Origin of the sequence: Paracoccus simplex (genome assembly GCF_042648325.1) — a bacterium.
Classification (GTDB): Bacteria; Pseudomonadota; Alphaproteobacteria; order Rhodobacterales; family Rhodobacteraceae; genus Paracoccus; species Paracoccus simplex.
Window position 1 is genome coordinate 88135 of record NZ_JBHRXE010000012.1, and the last position, 13991, is coordinate 102125.

The following is a 13991-nucleotide window of genomic DNA, read 5'->3' on the forward strand; positions in this document are numbered from 1 at the left end:
ACACGCCGGCCGCCGTCGCGTCTGTGGCAGGGCGACTTGCGGCGCAAGCCGAGCCCTGGCCGGATCGGCGGCTGGACAAGGTGCTGCGGCAGGCGCGGCGGGCGGGGTTGCCCGGCGGGCGCTGCTCGGCGGGTCTGCTCACGACATCGTCAGAAAGGAATTGCCAAAGCACCGGAGAGCCCGCAATCTGTCAATAAAACCAGCAATCTGGACAGGGAGGCCCCGATGGAAAGGTCTGCAACATCCGCGGTGGAGCCGGTCGACGAGATCCTGCCGCCGCTGCGCATGGCGACGCTGGGCCTGCAGCATGTGCTGGTCATGTATGCCGGCGCCGTGGCGGTGCCGCTGATCGTCGGCCGGGCGCTGAAGCTGTCGCCCGAGGATGTGGCATTCCTGATTTCGGCCGATCTGTTCTGCTGCGGCATCGCCACCATCATCCAGTCGCTGGGGGTGACGCGCTGGTTCGGCATCCAGTTGCCGGTGATGATGGGGGTGACCTTCGCCTCGGTCGGGCCGATGGTGGCGATGGCCAATGCCTATCCGGGGCCGGACGGCGCGCGGATGATCTTCGGCGCCATCATCGGCGCCGGCATCGTCGCCATGCTGATCGCGCCCTTCGTCGGCCGGATGCTGAAATTCTTCCCGCCGCTGGTGACCGGCACCATCATCCTGGTGATCGGCGTCACGCTGATGCGGGTGGGGATCAACTGGATCTTCGGCAACCCGGTCGGGCCGACCGCGCCCAAGCTGGTGGACCCGGTGGCGGCGGGCTGGCTGAACCAGTTGAAGGAGCTGGCCGGAACCGGCGCCGTGCCGGCGCTGCCCGAGGGCTTCGCCCCGGCGCCCAGCGTGCAGAACCCGCTTTACGCCCAGCCCATCAACATCGCCATCTCGGGCGTGGTTCTGGTGGCGATCCTGCTGATCGCGCGGCTTGGCCGCGGCTTCGTCGCCAATATTGCCGTGCTGCTGGGGATGCTGATCGGCGCGGCGCTGACCATCGTGCTGGGCCAGATGACCTTCGACAAGGTGGCCGAGGCGCATTGGTTCGGCATCGTCGCGCCCTTCCATTTCGGCATGCCGATCTTTGACCCGGTGCTGATCGTGACCATGGTGCTGGTGATGATCGTGGTGATGATCGAATCGACCGGCATGTTCCTGGCGCTCGGCGAGATGACGGGGCGCGAGATCACGCCCCGGCGGCTCAGCGCCGGGCTGCGCACCGACGGCCTCGGCACGCTGATCGGCGGCATCTTCAACACCTTCCCCTATACCTCGTTCAGCCAGAATGTCGGCCTGGTCGGCGTCACCGGCATCAAGAGCCGGTTCATCTGCGTCGCCGGCGGGCTGATCCTGATCCTGTTCGGGCTGGTGCCCAAAATGGGCGCGGCGGTGGAATCGCTGCCGACCCCGGTGCTGGGCGGCGCCGGCCTGGTGATGTTCGGCATGGTCGCCGCGACCGGCATCCGCATCCTCTCGACGGTGGATTTCGCCGGCAACCGCAACAACCTGTTCGTGGTGGCGGTGGCGCTTGGCTTCGGGATGATCCCGCTGATCGCGCCCGACTTCAAGCAATGGCTGCCGCATGCCATCCACCCGCTGATCGAATCGGGCATCCTGCTGGCCACCATCGCGGCGGTGGCGCTGAATGCTTTCTTCAACGGCACCGGCGGCAGCGCCGAGGACGCCAAGCGCGCCGCCAGCATGGCCGATCATTGATCGGCGGCGGACTCGCCGGTTGACGGCGCCTCGGCCAGGGGGCGGATGCGCAGGCGGGTGACGCGGTTCTCGCGCCGCGCCACCACCTCGAAACGATAGCCGTGGAACGAGAACACCTGGCCCGGCGCGGGGATCGACTGGGCCATGTGGATCACCAGCCCGGCGACGGTATTGGCCTCGTCGTCCGGCAGCGACCAGTCCAGCGCCCGGTTCAGGTCGCGGATGGTCATGGCGCCGTCGACCAGGTAATCGCCCTGCGGGTTGGGCACCAGCGATTGCGCGGCGTCCGTGTCGTGTTCGTCGGTGATCTCGCCGACGATCTCCTCCAGGATGTCCTCGAGCGTGATCAGCCCGCGCAGGCTGCCGTATTCGTCCACCACCAGCGCGAAATGCGTGTGCCGTTTCAGGAATTCGCGCATCTGCTCGTCCAGGGACGTGGTGTCGGGCACGAAATAGGGCGGCATGGCAGTGCTGAGCACGTCGAAATTGCGCAGCGCCTCGGGGTCGGTTTCCTGCAGCGCCTTGCGCACCCCGCGCAGCAGATCCTTGGCGTGGATCACTCCGATGACGTTCTCGCGCTCGCCGCGATAGACCGGCAGGCGGGTGTGCGGGCTTTTCAGCACCCGGTCCAGCACCTCCTCGGTGGCAAGGTCGGCGTCGATCATCTCGATCCGCGAGCGGTGCAGCATGATCTCCTCGACCGAGCGGTCGCCCAGGTCCAGCGCCCCCATCAGCCGGTCGCGCTCCTCCTTCTGCACGGTGCCGCTGGACTGGGCGATGGCCAGGGCGCCGGCGATCTCCTCCTGCACCGAGAAGACATGGCCGGATTGGTCGGCGCGCACCCCGAACAGCGCCAGGATGCCGCGCACCACCAACCGCACCACCGTCACCACCGGGGCCAGGATGCGGGTGCTGACGCCGATCGGGCGGGCGACGCGACTGGCCAGATCCTCGGGCGCAAGGATGGCATAGGTCTTGGGCAGCACCTCGGAGAAGATCAGCACCAGCGCCGTCATCACCAGCGTGGCCGCCGCCACGCCGCTGGAGCCCAGCAACCGGGTGAACAGCGCGGTGGCCAGGCTGGCGGCCAGGATGTTGACCACATTGTTGCCCAGCAGGATCGAGCCGATCAGGCTTTCGCTGTCCTCGGTCACCGCCAGCGCCCTTTGCGCGCCCTCGTCGCCCTTGTCGGCCCGTGCCCGCAGCTTGCTGCGGCTCGAGGCGGTCAACGCGGTCTCGGAACCAGAGAAGAAGGCCGAAAGCCCCAGCAACACCAGGATGGCGGCGCCGGTCAGCCAGAAGGCCATGTCATAGCCGGCCAGGCCGACAGCAGCGGCGGGGTCGGGGGCCGGGGCAGCGGCGGCCGCGGTCATCAGGGTGGTCATGGCGTGTCGCTCCGGCGCCGTTTGGCCAGCGGGTGATGGTTCAGCACCAGGTCGCGCATCCTTGCGTCCAGCACATGCGTATAGATCTCGGTCGTGCCCAGGTCGGCATGGCCCAGCAGCGTCTGGATGGCGCGCAGGTCGGCCCCGCCTTCCAGCAGATGCGTGGCGAAGGCGTGGCGCAGCACATGCGGCGAGACGCGGGAGGGGGCGATCCCGGCGGCGCTGGCAAGCTGGCCCAGCAGGCCGTTCATTGCCTGCCGGGACATGTGGCCTTCGCGCGAGGGGGCGGGGAACAGCCAGCGCGCGCCCTTGCCGGCGACCAGCCGGCCCAGCGGGCTGTCCTCGGGCGCGTGGTCGCGCAGCGCCAGCCAGACGGCCAGCGCGCGCCGGGCCGGGTCGCTCAGCGGCACCATGCGCTCCTTGCCGCCCTTGCCGCGGATCAGCAGCAGCGCCGGGTCGCCGCGGCAGGCGCCGACCGGCAGCGCCACCAGTTCGCTGACCCGCATCCCGGTGGCATAAAGCAGTTCCAGCAGCACCACGTTGCGGGCACGCTCGGTCTCGTTGCGGCCCAGCCGGGGCAGGGCGTCGAACATGGCCTGCACCTCGGCCCGGTCCAGCGTCTTGGGCAGGCGCTGCTGGCGGCCCGGACCGCTGATGCGGCCGGCGGGATCGTCCTCGCGCCAACCTTCTTCCAGCGCGAAGCGCATGATCTGCCGGATCGAGGCCAGCCGCCGCGCCCGGGTCGCGCGCGACAGGCCCTGCGCGTCGCAAAAGGACAGGTAGTCCTCGATCCCCTCGCGCGGGACCGAAAGCAGGGTCTGACCGCGGCGATCCAGCCAGCCGGCGAAATCCTTCAGGTCGCGGCCATAGGCCAACAGGGTGTTGCGGGCGGCACCGGCCTCGGCCGCCTGCGCGTCCAGAAAGGCCGATATGCGGCCCTGATCGCCCCGCCCGTCGCTGTTGCCGGTCATCGCCGGCTCACGGTGCGCTGCCGCCGCTGCCCGGCTGGGGCAGCAACACCGGGGCCAGGACCAGTTCGACCATGGCCTGCCGGGCGATCTCTTGCTGGCCCAGGACGCGCAGCACCCGCAATCCCTGCGCCGCGCGGGGCAGGTCGCCGTCCAGCCCGGCATCGACATCGGCCATGGCGCCCAGCAGCGCCTCGCCGCGCTTGTTGGCAAGGATGAGCTGCGCCGCGCCTTGCGGCACATTCCGTTCCGAAGGGCCCAGGAAGGCCGGGAACAGCAGCGCCGCGCGCTCGCTCGCCTCGCCCTCGGGCGGGGCGGCTTCCGGCTCGCCGCCGGCAAAGCGCAGCAGCCAGAGATCGAAGGCCGGGGCGTCGTCGGCGGGCGGGTCCGGCACCACCTGCGGCTGCGCCGCCTGCAATGCCAGCCACAGCGCGATCCGGCCCGGGCGGCCGTCCAGCCCCAGGGCGCCCAGTTCGGCCCCCGCCATCTCGGCCAGCGCCGGGCCCAGCCCGGCCGCGACCATGGCCTCGAAAGCCGGCGGCAGCGCCCTGGCGACGGCGGCATTGTCGCGCAGCGTCAGCGCGTCGTTCAGCGCCTGCATGGCCTCGGCGCGGTCCCAGACCCCGCCCGAGGCGGCGGGTTTTTGTTCCAGATAGATCATCCGCAGCTGCGAGGCCGGGATGGCGCCGGCGCGGGCCAGTCGTTCGGCCGCATCCAGCCGCGCCTTCCAGCCGCCGTTCTGGTCCAGGTCGGCCAGCGCGAAGGCCAGGGGCAGGCTGGTCGAGGCCAGGGGCTGGCCGATCGCCTCGTGCAGGCGCAGCTCCAGCGGCGTGACCACCGGCGGCGGCACCAGCTCCTCGGCGGCGTCGGAATAGCCGTCGTCGAGATAATGCGCCAGCAGCGCCGCCATCGGCGGGTCGATCTGGCCCATGGTTTCGGCGCCGTGGAACACCAGCGCCGCCGCGGTCCAGTCGCCGCCAAGCGCCAGGCAATAGATCCGGGCCGGGAAGCTGGGCGCGACGCCCGGGGTGCGGTCCATGATGCCGCAGCCCTGCGCCTCGTCGCCGGAAAGCAGGGCGATGTCGAACAGGCGGCGGAACCGCTCGGGATCGCCCGGGCCGGCGGCCTTGAGTAATTCCTTGGCCGCGCCGGTCGCACCCATGTCCAGCAGCTTGTCCACCCGGGCCAGGAACAGCGCGCCTTCCTGCCCCGGCTCGGCGCGGGGCGGGCGCAGCTGCGCGGCCAGCAGGCGGCGTTCCAGCCGCCGCAGCGCCGGCAGGCGCGGGTCCGAGCGGCCGATCAACTGCACCAGCACCGCCGAATCGCTGTCGCCCCACAGATCGCCCGGCAGGCCGGCGGCGCGGGGCGAGACGGTGCCCTTGCCGTCCGGATTGCCCTCGCCCAGCCGGGTCACGCCGACCGGCTCGACCGCGCCGGTGGGGGCGATGTCGCGCCGGCTCTGCCGCTTCAGCTCGGGCGGGCGCGGGTCGCCGGGCCGCCAGGATGAGATATTGTCCGGCTGCTGCACGCTGCCCGACAGCCAGTCGCTGGCCGAAAGCGGCGGCTTGGCCGCAACCGGCTGCGCGGAAGCCAGGCCTGCCGCCAGGGCAAGCGCAAGGCCAAGAAAGGGGCGTTCAGTCGAGGTCATCTTGTCCCGCATCGGTGCCGGCCGCCTGCGGCGCGGATTGGGCCGCCGCGTCCTGTTCCGGGCCGGGGGCCGGCTCGGCGGGCTCGGCCGGGACGGGCGTCTCGGCGCCCAGGTCCAGCTCGACCGGCATCCGCATCTCGCGCGGGTCCGAACTCATGTCGCCGAAATAGGCATAGCCCGCCAGACCCGCCAGAATCAGCAGGACCAGAACCGCCACCACTTTCAAAAGCCGCATGAAATACCCTTTCCGCCTCAATCCATTGCCGGTCTCATGCCGGTTCGCGCGAAATATATATGGCATTTCTCGAAAGATCACGCCATCAGTCACAGCCGTTGCAAATGACGGGTCCGGTGGGGTGATGCGGCGAAATATCGTGCTGATCGGGATGATGGGGGCGGGCAAGACCGCGATCGGCGGCGAGCTTGCGCGCCGGCTGCGCCGGCCGTTCTCGGATACCGATGCCGAGATCGAGCGCGCCGCCGCCATGACCATCCCCGAAATCTTTGCCCGCGACGGCGAGGAATTCTTCCGCGCCCGCGAATCGGAGGTGCTGGGCCGGGTCCTGGCCGCGGGCCGCGGCATCGTCTCGACCGGCGGCGGCGCCTGGCTGCGGCCCGAGAACCGCAGCCGCATCGGCGAGCAGGGGGTCTCGGTCTGGCTGGATTGCGATGCGGACACGCTCTGGCACCGGGTCCGCCACCGGCCGACCCGGCCGCTGCTGCAGACCGCCGACCCGCGCGGCACGCTGGAGCGGCTGCTGGCCGAGCGCAGCCCGGTCTATGCGCTGGCCGATATCCGCGTCCCCGCGCAGCGCGGCGACAGCATCGAAGAAACCGCGAATCGCGTGCTCGACGCCATCCGGGCGCATGATCCCGCGATCCTGGAGGGCAAATGAGCACCGAAACCGTTCACGTGGATCTGGGCCTGCGTTCCTATGACGTGCGCATCGGCCAGGGCCTGCTGGCCCGCGCCGGCGAGGAGATCGTGGCGCTGGCCGGCCGGCGCCGGGTCGCCATCCTGACCGACGAGACGGTCGCGGCGCTGCACCTGCCGGCGCTGCAGCAGGCGCTGGCGGGCGCGGGCATCGCGGCCCCGGCGCTGGCGCTGCCAGCCGGCGAGGCGACGAAATGCTGGGCGGAACTCGGCCGCGCCGCGGAATGGCTGCTGGCGCAGAAGGTCGAGCGCAAGGACCTGGTCATCGCGCTGGGCGGCGGGGTGATCGGCGATCTGGCCGGTTTCGCTGCCGCGATCCTGCGCCGGGGCGTGCGCTTCGTGCAGATCCCGACCACGCTGCTGGCGCAGGTGGACAGTTCCGTCGGCGGCAAGACCGGCATCAACAGCCCGCAGGGCAAGAACCTGATCGGCGCCTTCCACCAGCCGGCGCTGGTGCTGGCCGATATCGACGTGCTGGGCACGTTGAGCCCGCGCGATTTCCGCGCCGGCTATGGCGAAGTGGCGAAATATGGCCTGCTGGGCGACGAATCCTTCTTTGAATGGCTCGAGGCCAATGCCGCCGCCCTGGCCGCCGACCCGGCGCTGCGCCAGCGCGCCGTGCGCCAAGCGGTCGAGATGAAGGCCGGCATCGTCCAGCGCGACGAAACCGAGCAGGGCGAGCGCGCGCTTTTGAACCTGGGCCATACCTTCGGCCATGCGCTGGAATCGGCCACCGGCTATTCCGACCGCCTGCTGCATGGCGAGGGGGTGGCCATCGGCTGCACCCTGGCCTTCGAACTGTCGGCGCGGATGGGCCTGTGCAGCCAAGAGGCGCCATCGCGTGTCGCGGCGCATTTCGCCGCCATGGGCCTGCCCTCGCGCATCGCCGACATTCCCGGCGGGCTGCCCGACGACGAGGCTTTGGTCGCGCTGATGGCACAGGACAAGAAGGTGCAGGACGGCCGGCTGCGCTTCATCCTGGCGCGCGGCATCGGCCAGGCCTTCGTCACCGATGCGGTCGATCCGGCGGCGCTGCGGGCGGTGCTGGCGGAATCGCGGCGCTAGTCGCCGCGCCGCCGTTCCGGTTCCCCGTCGCCGTGGGGCAGCAGGCCCTCGTCCACCACGCCCTCGCCATAGCCGGTCACGTCGCGCGGCGCCGCCGGATGGCCCTCCTGGGTCTGGGGGCGCGGCGGCACCGCCTCGTCATGGCCCAGCTTGGTGTCGCGGTCGCGCCGCAGCGCCGCCCGGCCCAGCATCAACAGCGTGATCGGCGTGGTCGCCATGATGAAGATGCCGACCATCAGCTCGTGCATGACGAGGCGCCCTTCCAGCAGCGTGAACATCAGCATCGAGGCCAGGATGATGAGCAGCGTGCCGTAGCTGTAGCCCAGCGTCGGCGCGTGCAGCCGCTGATAGAAGCTCTTCAGCCGCACCAGCCCCAGCCCGCCCAGCACGGTCAGCGTGGCGCCGATGACGACGAACAGCGCGACGATCAGCGCGGCCCAGGGCGGCAGAAGCTCGAGATGCCTCATTCGATCACCTCGCCGCGCATCAGGAACTTGGCCGCGCAGACCGTGGTGACGAAGCCCAGGACGGCGATGACCAGCGCGCCCTCGAAGAAGAAGACGTTGCCGTTTCCCATGCCGATCACCAAAAACAGCAGCATGGCGTTCATGTACATGGTGTCCAGCGCCAGCACGCGGTCCTGGGCGCGCGGCCCGCGCAGCATCCGCCAGCAGGCCAGCGCCAAGGCCAGGATCAGGGCGATCTGGGCATAGCCCAGGGCGAAGCGGAGGATTTCGGCGGTCATTCGAAAATCTCCATGAGCAGCGCCTCGTAACGGTTGCGGACCAGATCCTGCCAGTCGTCCTCGCTGCGCAGGTCCAGCACATGCAGCAGCAGCCGGCCGCTTTCCTGCTCGAACTCGATCCAGGCGGTGCCGGGGGTCGCGGTCAGGATGATCGCCAGCACGGCGATGGCGTTCGGTTCGCGCAGTTGCAGGGTCAGCTCGACGAAGCCCGAGTGATAGGCGGGGTGGGTCGGCCCCAGGATCAGAACCCGCGCCACCGCGATGTTCGAGCGCAGGATGTCCAGCGCCACGATGAAGAACAGCTGCGGAATGGCCAGCCAGCGGCGGAACTTGGGCTTGGCCGGATGCAGGTGTTCGACCGACCAGCCGGCGATCAGGGCGATGAAGGTGCCAAGCAGCAGGTTGCCCAGCGAAAAGCTGGTCAGCACCAGCCACATCAGCACCAGTGCAAGCGACAGGACCGGATGCGGGATGGCGCGGCTCATTCCCCGCCCTCCTCGATCTGGTCGGCATCGTCGGCGGCGGTCGGATCGGGGGCGCTGTTCTGGGCCGGCGCGGCGCGCACGTCCTGCGCCCCGGCCAGCACCGCGTTGCGATAGATCCCCGGCTCCAGCAGCGCCACGGCGGTGGCGCGGGTGTAGTTGAGCAGCACATCGGCGCGCACCGTCTGCAGGGCGATCATCGCCAGCAGGAGCACCACCGGGATCACCTCGAGCGCCAGGATGCGCGGGGTCGGGCCTTCCTCGGCCCAGAAGCGGCGGATGCCGAAGCGCATCAGCGCGATCAGCGCGCCCAGCCCCGACAGGATCAGCATGGCCGCATAGATCCACAGGATCACCGGCAGAGCGCCCGAGGCGTGCAGGTTGTCCTGCACCGCGCCCTGCAGGATGGCAAACTTGCCGATGAAGCCCGGCATCGGCGGCAGGCCGGCGATCATCGCCGCCACCAGGGCAAAGCACATCGCCATGGTCAGCCAGCTGACCGTGCGGGTGCTGGCCGGGGCGGTCATGTCCTCGACCGTGTCGAGCCCCATCGGCGCCCAGCGTTCGCTGAGCGGGTCGGCGACGTCCTCGGCCGGGGCGTCGTCATTGCCGCCGTCTCCGCGGCTGACCGGCTCGGCGATCAGGAAGAAGGCCGAGATGGCGGCGGTCGAGCCGATCATGTAGTAAAGCGCCCCCCCCAGCATTCCCGGCCCGCCGCCGGCCTGGGCAAAGCCGACCGCCGCCAGCACCGTGCCCGAGGAGATGATCGCCAGATAGCCGCCCTTGCGCGTCAGTTCCGGCGTGCCCAGGATTCCGATCATGCCGAAGCCCATGGTCAGCACGCCGCCGATCATCAGCGCCGGCGCGCCGAACCCGGCCGAGGGACCGGCATCCGGCCCCAGCACCAGAAGCGACAGCCGCAGGATGACATAGATGCCGACCTTGGTCATGATCGCCATGATGGCCGCGGCCGGCGGCGAGGCGGCGCCATAGGTCGGCGGCAACCAGAAACACAGCGGCCAGGCCGCGGCCTTGATCAGGAAGGCCAGCCCCAGGAAGGCCGCGGCGGCGTGGAACAGCATCCGCTCGGCATCGTCGAGCCAGTGGAGCGCCCGGCCGATATCGGCCATGTTCAGCGTGCCGGTGGTGCCATAGACCAGCGCCACCCCGATCAGGAAGAACAGCGAGGCCGCCAGGTTCACCGCGATGTAATGCAGCCCGGCCTTGATCCGCTCGGGGCCCGAGCCGTGCAGCATCAGCCCGTAGGAGGCCGCGAGCATCACCTCGAAGAACACGAAAAGGTTGAACAGGTCGCCGGTCAGGAAGGCGCCGTTCACCCCGGCCAGCAGGAACTGGAACATGCTGTGGTAATGCTGGCCCTTGCCGTGCCAGCCCGCCGCCGCATAGATCAGCGACGGCGCCGCCAGCAATGCGGTCAGCATCACCATCATCGCCGAAAGCCGGTCCAGCACCAGCACGATGCCGATCGGCACCGGCCAGTCCCCCAGCCGGTAAAGGCCGACCACGGTGCCGGCCTGCTCGCCCGCGGATTTCACCCCGGCCATCAGCTCGACGGAGGCCAGGAAGGTCAGCCCGACCGCCACCAGCCCCATGACCAGCTTGGTCTGCCGGTTGCGGTCGTTGTAGAACAGCATGATCGCGCCGGCGACCAGCGGCACCAGGATCGGTGCGATCATCAGGTGGTTGGGGGCGATGCCTTCGTTCATCATGGCTTGCGCTCCCTTCCATCGACATGGTCGGTGCCGGCCACGCCGCGCGCGGCGATCATGACGACAAGAAACAGCGCCGTGGTGGCGAAGCTGATGACGATGGCGGTCAGCACCAGCGATTGCGGCAGCGGATCGGCATAGGCGGTGGGATCGACGAAGCCGCCCTTGGGCATGATCGGCGCCGCGCCGATGTAAAGCCGGCCCATGGCGAAGATGAACAGGTTCACGCCATAGGCCAGCAGGCACAGCCCGACGATGACTTGGTAAGAGCGCGGCCGCAGGATCAGCCAGACGCCCGAGCCGCAGAGCACGCCGATGGCCAGGGCCAGGATCAATTCCATCAGCGGACCTCCTCGGTGTCGTCGGCGGGGCGCGGCCGCGGGGCGACGCGCAGCGACTGGTGGGCGATGGCGATCAGCATCAGCACGATGGCGCCCAGCACCAGCGAGAACACCCCGAAATCGAACAGCATCGCGGTCGAGAACGGCACCTTGCCGATCACCGGAATGTCCAGGTACTGCGCATGGGCGCTGAGGAACGGATAGCCGAAGATCCAGGCCCCGGCCCCCACCGATGCGGCGATGGTCAGGCCCGAGGCCATCCAGCGCACCGGCAGCACGGTCAGCCGCGCCTCGACCCAGCGCACATTCGCGGCGACATATTGCAGCAGCAGGCCGATGGCCAGCGTCACCCCGGCCGCGAAGCCGCCGCCCGGCAGGTCATGGCCGCGGAAGAACAGATAGGCCGAAAGCGCGATGATCGGCGCGAACATCCATTGCATCAGCACCGCCGGCACGAAGAGATAGGCTTCCAGCGCCTGTTCCTCGGCATCGAGCTGCGGGCGCGGCCGCTCGACGCTTTCCGGCGCCGGGCGGAAACGGCGCAGCAGGGCATAGACGGTCAGCCCGACCACGGCCAGCACCGTGATCTCGCCGAAGGTGTCGAAGGCGCGGAAATCGACCAGGATGACGTTGACGACATTGGTGCCGCCGCCCTCGACATAGGCGTTGCGCAGGAACCAGTCGCCGACCGAGGCGCTGGGCGGGGTCAGCAGCACCGCCAGCGCCAGCGCCGTCATGCCGCTGCCGCAGGCCAGCGCGATCAGCAGGTCGCGGAAGCGGCGCGAATGGGCGGCGAATTTGTTGTCGCCGGCGATCTCTGCGCTGCGCTTGGGCAGCCAGCGCAGGCCGAGCAGCAAAAGCGCGGTGGTCGCGATCTCGACCAGCAGCTGGGTCACGGCCAGGTCGGGGGCCGAGAGCCAGACGAAGGTGGCGCAGGTCACCAGCCCGGCACCGCCCATCAGCACCAATGCGGCGAAGCGGTGGTATTTCGCCTGCCAGGCGGCGCCAAGCGCGCAGGTGCCGCCGACCAGCCACAGCAGGGCAAAGACCAGCTCGCGCGAGCTGACCGAGGGCATCGGCACCACCCAGTCCAGCGTGCCGAGCGCGAACCAGGCCCCGGCCAGGCCCAGCAGCACGATGGCGCGCAGCTGCGCCTGCAGCCCGTTCGCCGACAGCACCCGCAGCGCCAGGCGCGGCAGGCGGATCGAAAGCAACTGCAACAGCCAGTCGAACCCGCGGCCGAAATCCAGCCGGCGCATCAGCCGCGTGCCGTCCTCGCCCGAATCGATCAGCCGGCGTGGCAGCAGATAGATCAGCGTGCCCAAGGTCATGGCGATCAGGCTCATGATCAGGGCCGGGGTCACGCCATGCCAGACCTTCAGGCTGAATTCCGGCAGCCCGGGCCCGACCACGGCCTGGCTAGCGGTTTGCAGCCAGGGGGTCAGGACCTGCTGCGGGAACATGCCGATGCCCAGGCAGATCGCCACCAGCACCGCCACCGGCAGGCGCATCAGCAACGGCGGCTCGTGCGGCTGCTGCGGCAGATCGGTCGCCGGCGGGCCGAAGAACACCGTGACGATGAAGCGCAGCGAATAGGCGGCGCTGAATGCCCCGGCCAGCACCGCGACATAGGGCGCCAGGTTGTCCAGCGGGCTGCCGTTGTTCCACAGATAGGTGGCCTCGAAGAACATTTCCTTGGACAGGAAACCGTTGAGCAGCGGCACCCCGGCCATGGCGCCCGAGGCGATGATCGCCAGCGCCGCGGTGACCGGCATGGCGCGCGCCAGCCCGGACAACCGGCGCATGTCGCGGGTGCCGGTCTCGTGGTCGATGATGCCGGCCGCCATGAACAGCGATGCCTTGAAGACCGCGTGGTTCACGATATGGAACACGGCCGCGATCAGCGCGAAGGGGGTGCCGATCCCGGCCAGCGCGGTGATCAGCCCCAGATGGCTGATGGTGGAATAGGCCAGCAGCCCCTTGAGATCGTGGCGGAACAGCGCCACCACCGCACCCAGCAGCAGCGTCGTCAGCCCGATCCCGGTCACCAGCTGGAACCAGGCCTCGGTGCCGCCCAGCGCCGGATGGAAACGCAGCAGCACGAAGACCCCGGCCTTCACCATGGTCGCCGAATGCAGGTAGGACGAGACCGGCGTCGGCGCCGCCATCGCATTGGGCAGCCAGAAATGGAACGGGAACTGCGCCGATTTGGTGAAGGCCCCGAACAGGAACAGCAGCAGGATCACCGGATAGAGCCGGTGCCCGGTGATCTGCGGCCCGGCCTTCAGCACCGCGTCGAGATCGTAGCTGCCGACGATCTGTCCGATCAGGATCATCGCCACCATCAGCCCCAGCCCGCCCGAGGCGGTGACGATCAGCGACATCCGCGCCCCGTCGCGCGCGTCCTGCCGGTGGAACCAGTAGCCGATCAGCAGGAACGAGATCAGGCTGGTCAGCTCCCAGAACACCACCAGCATGATGATGTTGCCCGAAAGCAGCAGCCCCGACATGGCCCCGGAAAAGGCCAGCAGGCAGGAATAGAGCCGCGGCACCGGGTCGTCGGGCGCCATGTAATAGCGCGCATAGAGGATGACCAGGAAGCCGATCCCCACCACCAGCACCATGAACAGCCAGGAAAACCCGTCGATGCGGAAGGTCAGGTCCAGGCCGATGGAACTGATCCAGTGGAAGGTGCCGGTGATGCTTTGATTGTCCGTCACCGCCGGGTAGAGCACGATCAGGATGGCCAGCGCCACGATCATGGTCAGCCCGGCGAGCCAGGCTTCGGCGTTGCGCGCCCCGATCGGAAGCGTGGCCGCCAGCGCGGCCGACACGAATGGCGTCAGAACAAGCAAGAGCAACAGGTTCTGTTCGACCATCGGCGTCCTTCTGCGGTTCGGGGGCTTGCGCGATCATAGCCGTCGCGGGGCGGAAAACACAACCGAGCCAATCAAGAAAATCGACGAGAAAGCCGCGG

The 13991-nt window shown here is 69.4% G+C and carries 13 protein-coding genes; 3 read left to right on the plus strand and 10 right to left on the minus strand.

Annotation, left to right across the window (positions count from 1 at the left end; all coding sequences use genetic code 11):
* Window positions 1-225 precede the first annotated feature (225 nt).
* Window positions 226-1716, plus strand: a complete 1491-nt coding sequence (locus tag ACFOMP_RS05850) for a nucleobase:cation symporter-2 family protein (RefSeq protein ID WP_379028510.1) — start codon at window positions 226-228, stop codon at window positions 1714-1716.
* On the opposite strand, the gene ACFOMP_RS05855 is transcribed toward ACFOMP_RS05850, so the two are convergent.
* Genes ACFOMP_RS05855 through ACFOMP_RS05870 form a run of 4 tightly spaced genes read right to left on the minus strand, consistent with a single transcriptional unit; the run spans window position 1710 to window position 5952 of the window.
* Complete coding sequence (locus ACFOMP_RS05855; RefSeq protein ID WP_379028512.1) at window positions 1710-3101, minus strand: HlyC/CorC family transporter; 1392 nt, start codon at window positions 3099-3101, stop codon at window positions 1710-1712. The two genes, ACFOMP_RS05850 and ACFOMP_RS05855, sit on opposite strands and share 7 nt — an antisense overlap.
* Window positions 3098-4072 carry a tyrosine recombinase gene (locus tag ACFOMP_RS05860; protein WP_379028514.1) on the minus strand — a complete coding sequence of 325 codons (975 nt, stop codon included), beginning with the start codon at window positions 4070-4072 and terminating at the stop codon, window positions 3098-3100. The genes ACFOMP_RS05855 and ACFOMP_RS05860 overlap by 4 nt, the downstream gene beginning before the upstream one ends.
* A gap of 7 nt (window positions 4073-4079) precedes the next feature.
* Entirely contained in the window at window positions 4080-5717 is a 1638-nt protein-coding gene (locus ACFOMP_RS05865; RefSeq protein ID WP_379028516.1) for a hypothetical protein, read from the minus strand.
* Window positions 5704-5952 carry a hypothetical protein gene (locus tag ACFOMP_RS05870; protein WP_289895295.1) on the minus strand — a complete coding sequence of 83 codons (249 nt, stop codon included), beginning with the start codon at window positions 5950-5952 and terminating at the stop codon, window positions 5704-5706. Before ACFOMP_RS05870 ends, ACFOMP_RS05865 begins: the two co-directional genes overlap by 14 nt.
* Window positions 5953-6076: 124 nt before the next feature.
* Between ACFOMP_RS05870 and ACFOMP_RS05875 the strand changes: the two genes are divergently transcribed.
* Complete coding sequence (locus tag ACFOMP_RS05875; protein ID WP_289895296.1) at window positions 6077-6613, plus strand: shikimate kinase; 537 nt, start codon at window positions 6077-6079, stop codon at window positions 6611-6613.
* Entirely contained in the window at window positions 6610-7716 is a 1107-nt protein-coding gene (gene aroB, locus ACFOMP_RS05880) for a 3-dehydroquinate synthase (protein ID WP_379028518.1), read from the plus strand. The genes ACFOMP_RS05875 and aroB overlap by 4 nt, the downstream gene beginning before the upstream one ends.
* Here aroB and mnhG read toward each other — a convergent pair.
* Genes mnhG through ACFOMP_RS05910 form a run of 6 tightly spaced genes read right to left on the minus strand, consistent with a single transcriptional unit; the run spans window position 7713 to window position 13893 of the window.
* The gene (mnhG, locus tag ACFOMP_RS05885) at window positions 7713-8183 is read right to left on the minus strand and encodes a monovalent cation/H(+) antiporter subunit G (protein WP_379028520.1); all 471 of its coding nucleotides are present in this window, start codon (window positions 8181-8183) and stop codon (window positions 7713-7715) included. The genes aroB and mnhG overlap by 4 nt on opposite strands.
* Window positions 8180-8461 carry a K+/H+ antiporter subunit F gene (locus tag ACFOMP_RS05890; protein ID WP_289895299.1) on the minus strand — a complete coding sequence of 94 codons (282 nt, stop codon included), beginning with the start codon at window positions 8459-8461 and terminating at the stop codon, window positions 8180-8182. The genes mnhG and ACFOMP_RS05890 overlap by 4 nt, the downstream gene beginning before the upstream one ends.
* Window positions 8458-8946, minus strand: coding sequence for a Na+/H+ antiporter subunit E (locus tag ACFOMP_RS05895; RefSeq protein WP_019353229.1), 489 nt, complete (start codon window positions 8944-8946; stop codon window positions 8458-8460). Before ACFOMP_RS05895 ends, ACFOMP_RS05890 begins: the two co-directional genes overlap by 4 nt.
* Window positions 8943-10673 (minus strand): monovalent cation/H+ antiporter subunit D, encoded by a 1731-nt coding sequence (locus tag ACFOMP_RS05900; protein WP_289895300.1) that lies wholly within the window; start codon window positions 10671-10673, stop codon window positions 8943-8945. Before ACFOMP_RS05900 ends, ACFOMP_RS05895 begins: the two co-directional genes overlap by 4 nt.
* Window positions 10670-11014 (minus strand): Na+/H+ antiporter subunit C, encoded by a 345-nt coding sequence (locus tag ACFOMP_RS05905; RefSeq protein ID WP_019351253.1) that lies wholly within the window; start codon window positions 11012-11014, stop codon window positions 10670-10672. Before ACFOMP_RS05905 ends, ACFOMP_RS05900 begins: the two co-directional genes overlap by 4 nt.
* On the minus strand, window positions 11014-13893 hold the full coding sequence (locus ACFOMP_RS05910; RefSeq protein ID WP_379028523.1) for a monovalent cation/H+ antiporter subunit A: 2880 nt from the start codon (window positions 13891-13893) through the stop codon (window positions 11014-11016). Before ACFOMP_RS05910 ends, ACFOMP_RS05905 begins: the two co-directional genes overlap by 1 nt.
* Window positions 13894-13991 lie beyond the last annotated feature (98 nt).

Coding starts and splice junctions, on each gene's coding strand:
- ACFOMP_RS05850 (WP_379028510.1), top strand. CDS start 226: ATGGAAAGGTCTGCAACATCCGCGGTGGAGCCGGTCGACGAGATCCTG.
- ACFOMP_RS05855 (WP_379028512.1), bottom strand. CDS start 3,101: ATGACCACCCTGATGACCGCGGCCGCCGCTGCCCCGGCCCCCGACCCC.
- ACFOMP_RS05860 (WP_379028514.1), bottom strand. CDS start 4,072: ATGACCGGCAACAGCGACGGGCGGGGCGATCAGGGCCGCATATCGGCC.
- ACFOMP_RS05865 (WP_379028516.1), bottom strand. CDS start 5,717: ATGACCTCGACTGAACGCCCCTTTCTTGGCCTTGCGCTTGCCCTGGCG.
- ACFOMP_RS05870 (WP_289895295.1), bottom strand. CDS start 5,952: ATGCGGCTTTTGAAAGTGGTGGCGGTTCTGGTCCTGCTGATTCTGGCG.
- ACFOMP_RS05875 (WP_289895296.1), top strand. CDS start 6,077: ATGCGGCGAAATATCGTGCTGATCGGGATGATGGGGGCGGGCAAGACC.
- aroB (WP_379028518.1), top strand. CDS start 6,610: ATGAGCACCGAAACCGTTCACGTGGATCTGGGCCTGCGTTCCTATGAC.
- mnhG (WP_379028520.1), bottom strand. CDS start 8,183: ATGAGGCATCTCGAGCTTCTGCCGCCCTGGGCCGCGCTGATCGTCGCG.
- ACFOMP_RS05890 (WP_289895299.1), bottom strand. CDS start 8,461: ATGACCGCCGAAATCCTCCGCTTCGCCCTGGGCTATGCCCAGATCGCC.
- ACFOMP_RS05895 (WP_019353229.1), bottom strand. CDS start 8,946: ATGAGCCGCGCCATCCCGCATCCGGTCCTGTCGCTTGCACTGGTGCTG.
- ACFOMP_RS05900 (WP_289895300.1), bottom strand. CDS start 10,673: ATGATGAACGAAGGCATCGCCCCCAACCACCTGATGATCGCACCGATC.
- ACFOMP_RS05905 (WP_019351253.1), bottom strand. CDS start 11,014: ATGGAATTGATCCTGGCCCTGGCCATCGGCGTGCTCTGCGGCTCGGGC.
- ACFOMP_RS05910 (WP_379028523.1), bottom strand. CDS start 13,893: ATGGTCGAACAGAACCTGTTGCTCTTGCTTGTTCTGACGCCATTCGTG.